A 13,939-nucleotide genomic window follows, 5' to 3' on the forward strand; every position below is an offset into this window, starting at 1 on the left:
GACCGCATGCCCGTGGAGACGGAATTTCCGCGAGTCGTCAAATCATGGCTTTTTATAGTTGTTCATAGCTGCGGTGTTTTCCATTTTGGAATACCTGTCGATTCCTGCTGTTTTTTGAACTGCACGTGGAACGGTCGGTATGGCAACATTTCGGCTTTTTCGTTGACCATCATCGGAACTGTTTTCTTCCACCACTGATCGTAACGATTCAGTAATCGTTCGACGATTTCAGGATACTCTTCTGCGACGTTTTTTGTTTGACCGGGATCTTTTTGCATATCATACAGCTGGTCTCTGCCAACCAGACGAAAGCGTTGACTGCGAACAGCAAAGTCTTTCCATTGATGCTCATTCGGATCGACTCCGGTTTTCCAGCGACCTTTGTGGCTAAACAGAAGTCGATTCTTCCATTCAGATTTTGGGTTCTCGATTAATGGGAGCAAGTCCCTCCCTTCGACTTGACCTTCCGGATTTGTTGCTCCAGCGAGGCTGACGAGAGTCGGGAACAGATCGATATGTGCAGCGATCCGATCGATATCCTGGTCTGCCGGAATTTTTCCATTCCAGCGAATGAAGAATGGAACGCGAACACCTCCTTCATCAACAGAGCCTTTCAATCCTTTCATGTTTGCATTGTACGGAAATAGTTCGTCACCACCTGCGGTTGTGCCAATCTGTTTTCCAAGCCGTCCCGAGCCTCTGCCGGTCATACCGTTGTCCGACATAAAGATGATAACGGTCTCGTTTGCGAGGCCCCATTCGTCAACTTTGTTTAAGAGCTGCCCAACGTTTTCGTCGATGTTTTCAATCATCCCGTAAAACCCGGCTTCGTCTTCTGTGAAGCCCATGTCGATGAACCGTTTGGCGTTTTCGGGAGGAGCGATGAATGGTCCATGAGGAGCATTCGTCGTGATGTAAGCAAAGAATGGGGCATCTTGCTCTTTGACTTCTTTGATCCAACCGAGTGCAGCAGTGAAAAAGATGTCCGTGCAAAAACCTTCTGTCTGTAGGAATGATCCGTTCTGCTTGATGTACGGGTTGAAATATTTGTTTCCCGGAGCGTCGGCGCAACTGCAATCGTAAGCTTGTCCGATTCCTCCGGCGCCATGAATGAATGCCTCATCGAAACCGCGATTGTGCGGTTGATACTCATCTTCATCACCGAGATGCCACTTTCCGAAAATTCCGGATGTGTAGCCAGCTTGTTTCAGCACCTGCGGGAGAGTCGTTGCGTTGAGGGTCATTCTCTCACGCTCAAGAATTGTGTGAGTCACGCCGTTTCTCATTGGGTGTCGACCGGTCATCAGGGCGGATCGCGTGGGGGCACAGGTGGGAGCAACGAGAAAGTGGGTGAAGCGAGTGCTCTGATCGTACAGCTTGTCCATATTCGGAGTGCGAATCCATGAATGTCCATGTTTGCCGACAGGGCCGAATCCTTGGTCGTCTGTGATCACCAGAATGATATTTGGCTTCGAACCCGATAGCTCAGCGGCCTGAGTGAAACCTTCAAGTCCGGCGACGAAGGCTAAGAATCCAAGGAGCAGAGTCGTCCATCTCATGGAGTTGTCCTGATTTTAGAATGTGACTGTCGAGCAGAATTCGGGATTCATTTCCCGCATGAAACGTTCACATGTGATCAGAATCGTAATCAAAATGCTGACGAAATGTCGAACCCCTTCAGGAATGCGACCTCCCCGGAGTACGGTGGCAAGGAGTGTGGGGAAGTGGTTGGACAGGTTGCCCTCGTGAACGACGTCAGAGGCTCTTTTCGTAATTTCTCGGATCGTAAACTGTGGAATCTTCCCGGCTTGAGCATCCGACGGACTTCATATTGACCCAAAACCGGGCATTTTGGATAGTGTGGCGAGAAAATTGCGAATTCATGCGGCAAGGAGGCTGCACAATGCGACGTTGGGGTACAAATTTTATTATCGTTTTGTATCTGGGATCTCTCTGTTACGGGCTCTCAGTCCATGCCCTGAAGATCAATGTTTACGACCACTTGGCAAATTATTTCGTCGTTTGGGATATGTATTGTGGCTGGGGCTGTTTCGAGAAACGTGTGCTTCTGATCGCAGAGGGTGAGAGCGGAAACCTGTACGATGTCTCTCCTCCGTGGAAGCCGATCAAGCCTTATGGGTCTGCCGAGCGACACGACTACGATTCGTGGGGATTCTACTCGGGAAAAGTGGCAGCCAACACTCTCCGGCATACTGATCATGAGCCGATCACCCGCGTATTGCTCGTCGAGCAGTTGTGGTCAAAGAAATACAACATCCCCGATTCAATGTGGGCGCGGCAATTCGACGAGCCCAAAGATCCGCGAGTCTACTACTACGTGCGGACAAAATTTGATCCAGAGGGAGCCGTCGTTGATCGGCATTATGACTGGCAAGCGAATTTGGCTTACCAGTCACTCGTCGACAATCCGGTACTGCGAACAACGATTGCTCAGTCGCGTCCTTTCATTGTTGACGATCGACCGTATCAGCCCAGTCGAAACTATATCCAGCAAGTCTCATTCGAACAGACTGACTCAGTAGATCGTTAAACCGAAGCGTCAATTTTCGATATACGGTGATCGCTCTCTACATTCTTGATACTCGCCCCCTAGCCCCTAGAACAACGGCCTGAACGGGCGCACAAGGCTCGACCATGAACGAACAACATCAGTACTCAAAGCGTTCTGGAATCGTGAACCATTTTCGAGAGTGGTTTTACGCGAAGGAAGTTCCCTATTCGCTGGCGCTCGCAAGGATTTTTGTTCCGCTGGCGATGTTGTTTGCGGTCATCCCTCGTTGGCCGAACGTTCGAGAGATGTATTCATCAGATGGAGCCCCTGCTCCGTTCTGGGAAAATTATGGGATGACAGACTTTTTGCCGATCTTCTCGCCTGAAATCGCGATGGGTCTGTATACAGCGATGGTTTTTCTTTGTCTGGCAGTTTGTGTCGGCTGGAAAACTCGTCTTTCACTTGTTGCGTTGTCAGCGCTTGTCGCCTACTTCGGATTGCTTGATGCATTGGGGACGCTCACGAAATATACGATCTTCGCCTGCCACACTTTTGTGCTGCTTTCATTTTCTGAATGTGGCTCCGTGTGGTCGGTTGATGCCTGGATAAAAAAACGGAAATCAGGTGAGCCAGCCAGCCTGGAAGCTGAGGTTTGGCCACAGCGATTGATCCAGCTGCTCGTCGGATTTGTCTACCTTGGATCTGCAGTCACCAAAACTCAAACGCATGGATTCTTCAGCGGAGATCAAATGTTTTACTGGTCGCTGACGAATATGAATTTCCATAATCCACTGGGAGAGTGGATGACTGGATTCCCTGCGTCTCTGGTCCTCTTTGGGTACTTGGCTGTGATTTGGGAAGTTCTGTTTCTCTTCCTCGTCTGGAAGGATCCTGCCCGCCGCATCTTACTGGCCTTTGGGCTTCTGTTTCATGCGATGACATTTTTCATGCTCGGATTGCTGGTTTTTCCGTTGCTGTTTTTTGCTGTCTATTTCGTCTTCCTGAAGGAATCGGAAGCAAAGAGGATTGGAACATTTTTCCAGTCGCTGCTTCCCAAGTCGCCGCAGTTTGCTGAACGGATCTCACTTGCGCAGATTACCTCCTGGCCAGCTTTTGGAGTTGTTCTTCTGGGAATGTCTCTCTTCTCTATTGCCGCAGAGAGAAAAATGGACGTCTATTCTGAGAACGGACCGAACGGGCGGATCGTCTTGCAGCCGCTGACTCAGGAAGCTGTCGCTGAGATTACACAAGACGACCGTTCAATGGCTGTCGAAGATCAACTCTTCTCAATTGATATGGGGACAACAGTTGCCGGTGGGTATGTCATCAATCCGCGGAATACGTTTCAGACAGGCGAAACTGTTTTTATGCAGGCGCGATTACTTCACCCTCACAGCGACTTGTGGGTTGAGTATACTTTGCGCGACTCCCAGAACCGCGTTGTTGCAAGGGAAGGGAGCATTGCCCCCCGTGAAGAACTCCGCGTGACTTTCAAAGTTCCGATCAGTCAGGATTGGCCCTCTGGCGAATATCGATTGTCGGTCGCTGTTAATACGAAGCCCAGCCTTGGTAGAACTATTCACATCGTCAATCCGTCTCGGTAAACGGATTCTCTTCGTGCTGGCCATTTTCATTGTGAATCGCAGCTGACAAGAGACGACGCTTGTGGAGAGTGGACCCTCCGGACACTTGCCGGAGGCGAAATGTTAAACTGCTGGAATCGGTGACGATCCTCGTTCTTTGCGATCTCAGACAAGTTTCGCTTTGATTCACATTGATGAATGATTAAGCTCATGGATGTACACAGATTGTTTTCCCCAACGAAAATTAGAACCAGTCCGGAAAGTCTTTGATTGCTCACCTTTCTCTGTGTTTGAGAGAGCGAGTTCAGGCTGCAGGATCAGTTCTAAAGTTGAGTCAAATCGATGAATGAGCCGACCCCCATCCTTGAAGTTTATCAGGTTGGTCCGACAACGATTGTCGGCTTCGGTGGACGGGATGTCCTCGACAATGTCAACGTGGCGGTTTGCCGGGAAGAAATTCTCGCTCTGATCGAGAATGTTGAATGCGAAACACTTGCCTTCGATCTCACAGGCGTCACGCTGTTACCAAGTGGGCTTCTCGGGTTATTGACATCAATCACGCAGCAGGCAGTGAATGTCCAACTCTATAATCCCTCTGACGACATTCAGGAAGTGCTCGAAACAACCAGGCTGAATACACTGATGGAAGTGAAAATGGTCGAGATCCCGAAAGTTGATGACTAGAGCAGTCTGCTCTACCGTGTGCCCGTGAAGAACGCATTTCACCAGCGAAACTGCCATCCACCACGAGGCAGATCGTCAAGACTGACATTGGAATTGCTCTATCGTTGATACCAGACGATGAGCTTTTGGAGGTCTCCCATCTGGGCAATCGTGGTCACTCGCTTTCTTGAGCCCCAGGTACCAAGCACTGGGGAATAGCCATGTTGATGGTCCACAATCTGTAAGGCTTCCCGGACATCTTCGGCGTTGATCTTCGAGCGTGCATGTGTCACCGCTCTCCATCGGGCAATCCACAGAGTTGCAGGGAAGACGAGCATTAAAGCGTGTAAACCGTCAATCAGATTGATGTTGTAATAAGCTGGGCCACAGAAGTGCATCCCCTGAATTTTCACACGAAAATAACGGGTGAAAAGTTCTTCAGACTCTTCAGAGAGCTTTCCGAATGTCCCCTCCAGAGCTTCGAACGGGACCTCATTAAGGTCAGGGTGAAGTTTCGGTAGCAGCCCGGTTCCCGAACTGAGTTGTGTGGCGGATTTCAATTGCTTCAGGCGTCCACCTGCCGATGTGTCCATCGATGCAAATGTATCCTTGCGGGCGTACTGCCCTGCCAGGAGTCGAAATTGCATCAGAGCCACTTTGGAAGGCGGGTGAGGTTCTGGAATTGTTGGAACCTCCTCGGGAGCCGCAGCTGTCAGTAAGTTGAGGAGTTCCTTCAGGCGTTCTCCGCGAATGTTTTTGAAGTTCGTTTTTTGGATCAGATCGATCCAGAAATACGTTCGCAACAATTTCAGCGCTACCGGCCTCTTTTCATCTGCCAGGGATTCATCGAGAGCGTTTACGACGTCGAGCGTTTCCTCCCAGGTGAGTTGAACTTTGTTTGTGAGCTTGGGGGCTGCGGATTGTTTGCGACCTTCCGGAACAACCAGTTCAGCGATTTCGCGAACTTCCTTGTTTTGGCGGGTGATCGATTTTCCGAGGTTTTGCGTCACGCTCGGGCAACTGAACCGTAAGCTGACAGAGATGTCGTTCCCTTTCGGGTGAAACGCGTAAGGGTAAATTCGACAGGCGAGCGGCTTGGCCTTCTCGCCGAATTTTCCGTGAATCCGACATAGCCCCTGTTCATCAAGGAAGACGCATGAACCATCTTCCTGCTGGGCAAGGCGATGTTTTTTCTTACCGATCAGGCTGCGCTCGGTGACAATCGTTTCCATGTTGTCTGGAATTTCGTTGGATGCTGCCCAATTTTGCGATTCGATTCGCTCTTTTTCCTCTTCGGTGATAAAAATTCCATGCTGTTTGCAACAGCCACTACAGTTGTGACAGTTCCAGTTTTGGATGGTCGGAAGTTCCAGTTGCAATCGTGGCATGAAATTTCGATAGTCGCGACGTGATGAATTGGGTATCCTTATAGTGATAGAGTTTAACTGAGGTGGAGAAGAGAGCGAACCAACTCGCCAGGTTGGTGTCAATTACTTGGCTCAAGTTCTTCACTCAAGTTGATTGTTGATATTTTAGAACTGATCCTGAAACCTGAAATTGCCCTCTCAAGCATTGAGGAAAGCGGTGATTCCAGAGGTTTTCGGACTGATTCAAGTCTCATTGATGTCCTGCATTTTGATAAGAAAGCCAAATTCTTGGGAGAACCACAACGCGACAAGTTGAAAGTCCAATCTCGTAAATGTGTGATCGTCGCCGTGATCGATCCACTTTCCGGCCGCAGCCGAGAACGAGCTTTCGATGAAATGGAAGGTCTGGTGACGACCGCAGGTTCCGAAGTTGTCGGAAAGATTTTGCAGGTTCGAGACAAACCGGATGCCGCGACTTATATCGGCAAGGGGAAGCTGCAGGAGTTGAAGGATTTGATCGGCGTCACAGAAGCCGATCTCATTGCATTTGACGCAGATCTCTCTCCATCGCAGGGGAAAAAAATCGAGGAGGCCACGAAAACTCAGGTTGTCGACCGGAGCGAAGTGATTCTCGACATCTTTGCGACACATGCCCGATCTTACGAATCAAAACTGCAGGTTGAGCTTGCACAGCTCCTGTACTTGCGGCCCCGCCTCACACGCATGTGGACTCACCTTGAACGAATCAGTGGTGGGATTGGCAGCGGAAAAGGTCCGGGGGAGAAACAGCTGGAAACAGACCGTCGATTGGTTGACCGGCGGATTTCCGAACTCCGACGCAGGCTGGAAGATGTGGTTGAACGGCGCGAACGACAAGTCGCAGCCCGGACTCAGCACATGACGGTCTCTTTGGTCGGATACACCAATGCCGGAAAGAGTACCTTGATGAATGCCTTGACCGGCGCAGAGGTCTACACCGCTGACAAACTCTTCGCAACGCTTGATACACGTACTCGGAAATGGACCCTCCCCAACTGGGGGAGTGTGCTACTGAGTGATACGGTCGGTTTCATTCGGGACCTGCCTCACCATTTGGTGGCGTCATTCAAGTCGACGCTGTCCGAAGCACGTTATGCAGATCTGCTTCTGCATGTCGTCGATTGCGCTCATCCTGATGCCGCCGATCAGATTGAAACTGTGAATCAGGTTCTAAACGACGTCGGTGTTGATAGCGACGATCCGATTCTCGTTCTCAATAAGATCGATGCTGCTGAAGATCGCGCAAAAATTGATGTTCTGCGAGCTAAGTATCCGACGTCAATTTCGGTCAGCGCTAAAGAGCAGATCGGTTTCGATAAGCTTCGGGAGGCAGTCTGTTCTCGATTGGCGGATGGATATCTCGACGCGCGTGTTGAAGCTCTTGCCGGAAATGGCAAAGTACACGCGTTTCTCTCTGAGCATGCTGAAGTTGTGAATACGGAATACGAAGACAGCAACGTGGTCTACGAATGCCGGATCCCGAAGCGGTTCGCCTATGGCCTCACACAGGCGGGGGCGAACGTGACGAACATGGATGGTTCACCAATTGAGGACGAGTCCGAAGATCAATGGTAAGCGGGCCGTCCAGTGTGGGCGACTCATTTCACTGCGGCTCGTCTTTTTTGAGCTGGTTTCTGGCTGAATGACTGAGTCATCGGCGGTTTTTGATCATCGCATCGTCGTCTGTGTAGAGTTGCATCTTGGGAGGCTTCGGCGTTACGGTAGAAATGAGTCTCCGTCAACGAAAAAGTTTTTCCAGTCATGCAGGTCTATGCCGATGCGTTCACTCTACTGTTTTCTGGCTGTTGTACTCTTGCTCGGCACCCTTACTGCCGAAGAGACGTTGCCAACTGTTTTCAAAGATGACTTCGAAAGCGGAGTCGAAAACTGGAAACCATCTGATGTCAAAAAATGGAAAGTGACTGAAGAGAACGGCAATCACGTCTATCATCTGCTCGGGAAGAGTGACTATCAGCCGCCTCATCGGAGTCCTCATAGTCTTTCGTTGGTGAAGGACGTAGTGGTTTCTGATTTTGTTTTTACAGCAAAGGTGAAAACGCTCCAGTCTTCGAGAGCCCATCGAGATATGTGTCTCTTCTTTGGTTATCAGGACCCGGCGAATTTTTATTACGTCCATTTGGGAGAAAAGACTGATCCTCATGCCAATCAAATTTTCATTGTGAACGACGCACCACGCATCAAGATCAGCGAAAAGACGAATGATGGAACTCCCTGGAAAGATGAAACCTGGCATCAGGTCAAAGTGGTTCGCCGAGTTTCTGATGGATTGATTGAAATCTACTTTGACAACATGGAGCAACCACAAATGGTTGCTCACGATAAGACATTCACATGGGGCCAGGTTGGTTTGGGATCATTCGACGATTTGGGGCAATGGGACGATGTCCAACTTCAAGGGAAAACTGTGACCCCGCCAATACAGCCGTAGTGTTCTGTTGAAACTGGTTCAGACCAGAAAGACCAGGAAAATAGTTCGCATCCATCAATTACAAAAATCAAACTAAGGATATTCCAATGGTGAAAACCGCCTCGACGATGATGCCTCTCGGGAGCGACGCTCCAGCATTCTCGTTGCCCAATATCGACGACAGCGTTGTTTCTCTATCAAATTTCAATGAGAAGCCCGTGCTGGTCATCTTTATGTGCAACCACTGTCCCTTTGTGATTCATCTCCGTGAGGCACTTGCAGCCTTTGGAAAAGAATATCAGGGGAAAGGCCTGAACGTGATCGGGATCAGCTCGAATGACGTCGAGAACTATCCGCAGGATGGCCCCGATAAGATGAAAGAGGAAGCTGCGAGTGCAGGATACACTTTCCCGTATCTGTACGATGAGACCCAAGAGACTGCCAAGGCTTATGGTGCTGCCTGCACGCCTGACTTTTTCCTCTTTGATCAAGATCACAAACTAGTCTACCGAGGACAGTTTGACGACAGCCGTCCACAATCGGGGATTCCCGTCACTGGGGCTGACCTCCGTGCCGCTTGCGATGCTCTGCTCGCCGGCGAGCCTGTTGTCGAGGACCAAAAACCGAGCATCGGCTGCAATATTAAGTGGAAAGAAGGAAACGCTCCCGACTATTTCACCGGGCAGGCAACTGCTTAATTGAGTGCACTATTTGAGTACGCAGTTGAGTGCCTGGTTCGCGGTGTGCTCAATGATGAAGCAGATCACTCAGGGTGCGATTCAGCGCACCCTGAGCCCGTGCTTTACAATATTGTTCAGAGCTCATTATGTTTCAGGGTAATTAGAACTGATCCTGAAACTTGAAATTGCTCTCTCAAACGTTGAGGTAAGTGGCTATTCCAGAGGTTTTCGGAGTGGTTGTAAATTGCCGGGACTGATTCAGATAAGACCATGAACGACGAACCGAGTTCCAATTTTTCTGATCGAAAGATGACTTCCGGGGCTCAGCGGATTCTGACGCAAATCCGTCGCCGTGCCGCAGAAAACAAACAGGATCGCCTGCCACTGTATGAATGGCTGGTGCAGGAACTTCTCGGTGAAGAAAACCGAGCGACTGAGGTTCTGGATCTCCCGACCTCAACGCTGGGGGCATTGCAAAATCACTTCAGCTCGGACTTCTCTGCCTCCGAGTCACTTGTCTTTTTTGAATGGCAGCTCACGCTATTACGCCATGCTGATCGTTACGCGATTCTCAGTTCTGTCGAAGCAGTGACCGGGACGGAACATCTGTTGATTTCTGCCATGGAGTTGGACTCTTCGACTCGTGAAGCCTTCGCTGAGCATGGAGTTCAACTCGAAGATCTTGTCGAGAAAATTGCTTTGCCCGACCCGGAGATTGGAATCGATCTCGAAGATGAAATTCAGGTGAAACCGGCAGGCGTGGGTGTTGTTGATGAGCCAACTCTTTTTCGCATTCTCGATGCTTCTGCAAATCGATGCCGGGAAGGAATGCGTGTGGTCGAGGACTTTGTGCGGTTCGGTTTAAATGAATCGTTTCTGTCTCGCGAACTCAAAGGACTCCGGCATTTGGTGACGGAGACTCTCAGACACCTTTCGCAGGAAAAGTGGGTGACTTGCCGAGACACTTTGAATGACGTTGGCACGACCACTTCGACACCTTCTGAAGCATACCGGGGGACGCCGGTTGATGTTCTTCGTGCGAGCATGAAGCGGATCGAAGAAGCTCTGAGGAGCTTGGAAGAATACAGCAAGTTGATTGATGCTGATCTCAGTCAACGTTTTGAGCAGTCGAGGTATCGATTCTATACCATTGAAAAAGCGATCGAGACCAATTTCAACAGCCGTGAGCGGCTCAAGAATCGGCGGCTGTATCTTTTGGTGACTGCAGAGGATTGCCGGTACGGGCTGGAAACGACGGTCCGTGATTCCATAGCCAAGGGTGTCGACATTGTTCAGCTGCGAGAGAAGCGGCGGACTGACCGAGAGTTGCTCGAAATGGGAAAGCGAGTTCGCGAATGGACTTATGAACAAGAGGCTTTGTTTATCATGAATGACCGTCCCGATTTGGCAGCCGCCTGCCACGCGGATGGTGTTCACTTAGGGCAGGATGACCTTTCTGTCAGTGACGCCCGCAAGATTGTCGGTTCTCGAATGTTGGTCGGGATTTCTACACACAACATTGAACAGGCAAGAGAGGCGATCTACGCGGGGGCCGATTATCTTGGAGTCGGGCCGACATTCCCTTCACAAACAAAAGAGTTCACTGACTTTGCTGGTTTGGATTTCTTGAGAGAAGTCGCTGCCGAAACCAATCTTCCGTGGTTTGCGATTGGTGGAATCGATCTCTCAAATTTAGGATTGGTTTTTGAGGCAGGTGCTGCCCGAATTGCTGTGAGTGCAACGATTTGCGCCGCTCCGGACCCGCGGGGGCGGACCCGGGAACTTGCAAGTCGGCTCTTCACAAACGCCGAAAACAATGTGAAAATGTGACGTGCGCTACAGACCACATCTGTAGTTGAGTCGATAATAACTCAAGTAGAGAGATCTCGCCTCGATCTGAAAGATCAGGTAAGATGATTTGTTGCAGCGACGGCTTGACTGAGTGGCTGAACAGGCCATTTCGGTCCACACGATTCAGAACATACAATTTACAACGCCAATACAACGCAAACTTTGCGGACCACCCCCAAGCTAAGTTTGATGGAGTCAGTATTCTGATTCCCTATTCTTGAGGATATTTCACGATGCGATTCATTTTGACATTCGCGTTCTCTGTGCTTTTGCTCGGTGTTTCAGTTGAAGCGCAGAACTTCGGAGACCTCTTCGAAACGAATCAGGTCAAGCCTGCATTCCAGTTGGATGAGGCTGGAGAACCTGAAGTTTCAGCAGTTCTCAAGAAAGGCGAAAAGGCAGGCGTTGTCGTTTTCGAACTGAAACTGACGATCCCGAAAGGGGCCAACAGTTATTCGCAGGACAAAGATTTTGCAAAACCGACCGTGATCACTTTGAAAGATCTCGGTGGCTGGACTCCTTTGGATGATGCGTTTAAGCCGAACCCTAAACCGAAGCGTTCGTTTGACGAAGTCTTTGGAAAAGAAGTTGAAAAGCTCGTTGGAACGACAACATTCAGCCGTCGCTTTTTAGCTCCACAAGGGGCTGATGTGACAACGGTATCATTCTCCGGAAAGATCGATTTCCTGCTCTGTGACCAGGGAAGTTGTACACCGAAGTCGAACTCATTTGTTGCCAAATACAGCGAAGAAAAGAAGGGCGGAGCCGAGAAAACTCTCACATTCGAAGAGTCTGCTCCCACTGTGCCTGCACCTGATTCATCGGCCCCCGATTCAACTGTCGAACCGACTTCCGCAGAGACGGTTTCAGAGGCGGCGTCGGGTTCGGCATCAGGTGTTGCGGAAACGGATTATAAGGTCGGATATCAAATCACCCCGACACGTCTGGTGGGTGGAGAAACTGTCGAGGATCCAGTTCGGCTGCAGTTTCAATTGTCGCCTGTGAATGCTCAGGCAGGAGAAGATGTTGAACTCCAGGTGACGATGAAACTGCTTGAAGGCTGGCAGACGTATGCTCTGACTCAAGCTGAAGGTCAACTTGAACGTCCAACGAAAATCTCGATCTCGAACGTGACCGGTATGGAGCCAACCGGAGAGTGGTCTTCAATTCAGGAACCGGAACTTCACGAAACATCTGTCGGGAAAGCTTTTGCACATTACGAAAGCGTTACATGGACCCAAAAGTATCGTGTGACTAATCCCGAAGATATTGGAGTCGCGGGAAAGATTACCTATCAAATTTGCAAAACATCTTGCCTTGCCCCGCTGCCTGTTGAGTTCTCACTTGGGACTGCTCAATCCGAAATCCATATCGCCTTGGCATCTTCACCAACTCTGACTGTTGGTCTGAGTGACGTTGCCGAGATTCAAGCACCTCCGGTCCCCACGGGAGAGAAGGACATCGACATGTTCGCCGTTGACACTGAAGGGGAAATTACCTCTTTGGGTGTTGCGTTGCCGCTGGCATTTATTGGCGGATTGCTGCTGAACTTCATGCCCTGTGTCTTGCCCGTTTTGGCAATTAAAATTCTGAGTCTGGTTCAGCAGGCAGGCGAAAGTCGTTCGCGAATTTTGACCTTGAATCTCTCTTATACCGCGGGAGTGATGCTGGTCTTTCTGTTGCTTGCTGTTGTTTCCGCAGCCATCGGTTGGGGAGGCCAATTTCAGAATCGAACGTACACAATTCTGATGAGCATTATCGTCTTCTCGATGGGCTTGAGTCTCCTGGGAGTTTTTGAACTCCCAATCCCCGGACTGGTCCCTTCAGCGAATGATCATAATGAAGGACTGATGGCCGCCTTCAACACCGGGATTGTTGCGACGCTGCTGGCAACTCCTTGTACAGGTCCATTTATGGGTGTTGTCATCGCGTTTGCTGCCAGTCAACCGACAGCAATTAACTTCCTCATCTTTGGCCTGATGGGGCTGGGGATGGCGTCTCCCTATTTAGTCGCTGGCTTCTTCCCGCAAGTCGTCAACTGGTTGCCACGCCCAGGAATGTGGATGGTCCGGTTCAAGCAGTATGCCGGGTTCGTCCTCATGGGGACTGTCATTTGGCTGATGAACGTTTCACTCGATGCAGCCACGCACGTCCCGCTGCTCATCCTGTTGTTAGGGGTCGCAGTCTTCCTGTGGATGATTGGCCTTGGAACAACATCTGGGAAAGCGATGTTTGGCAAGCCACTCGTCTATGCTTCGCTGCTTGCGGCTCCATTGATTGCTTACGGAATTTACGATATCCGAAGCACTCCTGAGAGCTCTGCGGAAGCTCGTGTTGCTGAACTCACCGGAGAGACATCAGGCAAGCCTGTCGATATCGACGAAATGCCTTGGGAGCCCTTCTCTGAAGCCCGCATGATCGAGCTTCGACAACAGGGGAAACCGATGTTAATCGACTTCACAGCCGATTGGTGCGGAGTCTGTAAGTCAAACGAACTCTGGGCATTGAATCGCAAACCGACCGTTGAATTTGTTCGCAAGCACGGGATCACGCCGATGGTCGCGGACTACACGCAGGAGGATGCAGAAATTCGTAAATGGCTCCAGAAGTTCGGAGTGCAATCGGTTCCACTTGTTGTCATTTTTCCTGCGGACATTGAGCAAAACGCAACGGCAATTCCCGGGCCATACACCATGGACGGAATTATCAACTACCTGTCAGATGCAGTGAATGTAAAGAAAACGACTGTCGCCCAAGATGAGGTCGACCAGAAAACTTTGTAGGTTCGGTCAATCTTTGACTGTCGTTTTCGTCTG

The 13,939-nt window shown here is 50.1% G+C and carries 10 protein-coding genes; 8 read left to right on the forward strand and 2 right to left on the reverse strand.

The features are described 5' to 3' along the window. Positions 1 to 62: 62 nt before the first annotated feature. Complete coding sequence (locus tag ACN0YR_RS12905) at positions 63 to 1,559, reverse strand: arylsulfatase (RefSeq protein ID WP_417849646.1); 1,497 nt, start codon at positions 1,557 to 1,559, stop codon at positions 63 to 65. A 344-nt stretch (positions 1,560 to 1,903) separates the two neighbouring features. Here ACN0YR_RS12905 and ACN0YR_RS12910 point away from each other — a divergent pair, with 344 nt between their 5' ends. The 3 genes from ACN0YR_RS12910 (at position 1,904) to ACN0YR_RS12920 (ending at position 4,779) form a co-directional block, all read left to right on the forward strand. Continuing rightward, positions 1,904 to 2,551, forward strand: a complete 648-nt coding sequence (locus tag ACN0YR_RS12910) for a hypothetical protein (RefSeq protein ID WP_417849647.1) — start codon at positions 1,904 to 1,906, stop codon at positions 2,549 to 2,551. Between the two features lie 104 nt (positions 2,552 to 2,655). Continuing rightward, entirely contained in the window at positions 2,656 to 4,116 is a 1,461-nt protein-coding gene (locus tag ACN0YR_RS12915) for an HTTM domain-containing protein (RefSeq protein ID WP_417849648.1), read from the forward strand. A 321-nt stretch (positions 4,117 to 4,437) separates the two neighbouring features. Next, positions 4,438 to 4,779: an STAS domain-containing protein gene (locus tag ACN0YR_RS12920; protein ID WP_417849649.1), complete on the forward strand. Its 342-nt coding sequence runs from the start codon at positions 4,438 to 4,440 to the stop codon at positions 4,777 to 4,779. 98 nt (positions 4,780 to 4,877) lie between these two features. Here the strand turns inward: ACN0YR_RS12920 and ACN0YR_RS12925 are convergent, their stop codons facing one another. Beyond that, positions 4,878 to 6,146, reverse strand: coding sequence for a YkgJ family cysteine cluster protein (locus ACN0YR_RS12925; protein WP_417849650.1), 1,269 nt, complete (start codon positions 6,144 to 6,146; stop codon positions 4,878 to 4,880). Positions 6,147 to 6,413: 267 nt separating this feature from the next. On the opposite strand from ACN0YR_RS12925, the gene hflX reads away from it, so the two are divergent. The 5 genes from hflX (at position 6,414) to ACN0YR_RS12950 (ending at position 13,906) form a co-directional block, all read left to right on the forward strand. Next, positions 6,414 to 7,739, forward strand: coding sequence for a GTPase HflX (hflX, locus tag ACN0YR_RS12930; protein WP_417849651.1), 1,326 nt, complete (start codon positions 6,414 to 6,416; stop codon positions 7,737 to 7,739). 202 nt (positions 7,740 to 7,941) lie between these two features. Next, positions 7,942 to 8,613: a hypothetical protein gene (locus ACN0YR_RS12935; RefSeq protein ID WP_417849652.1), complete on the forward strand. Its 672-nt coding sequence runs from the start codon at positions 7,942 to 7,944 to the stop codon at positions 8,611 to 8,613. 86 nt (positions 8,614 to 8,699) lie between these two features. Further along, positions 8,700 to 9,290 (forward strand): thioredoxin family protein, encoded by a 591-nt coding sequence (locus ACN0YR_RS12940; RefSeq protein ID WP_417849653.1) that lies wholly within the window; start codon positions 8,700 to 8,702, stop codon positions 9,288 to 9,290. Between the two features lie 252 nt (positions 9,291 to 9,542). Beyond that, the gene (locus tag ACN0YR_RS12945; protein ID WP_417849654.1) at positions 9,543 to 11,102 is read left to right on the forward strand and encodes a thiamine phosphate synthase; all 1,560 of its coding nucleotides are present in this window, start codon (positions 9,543 to 9,545) and stop codon (positions 11,100 to 11,102) included. A gap of 254 nt (positions 11,103 to 11,356) precedes the next feature. Next, the gene (locus ACN0YR_RS12950) at positions 11,357 to 13,906 is read left to right on the forward strand and encodes a protein-disulfide reductase DsbD family protein (protein WP_417849655.1); all 2,550 of its coding nucleotides are present in this window, start codon (positions 11,357 to 11,359) and stop codon (positions 13,904 to 13,906) included. Positions 13,907 to 13,939: the final 33 nt, after the last annotated feature.

The sequence above is a fragment of the Thalassoglobus sp. genome (genome assembly GCF_048270125.1).
Classification (GTDB): Bacteria; Planctomycetota; Planctomycetia; order Planctomycetales; family Planctomycetaceae; genus Thalassoglobus.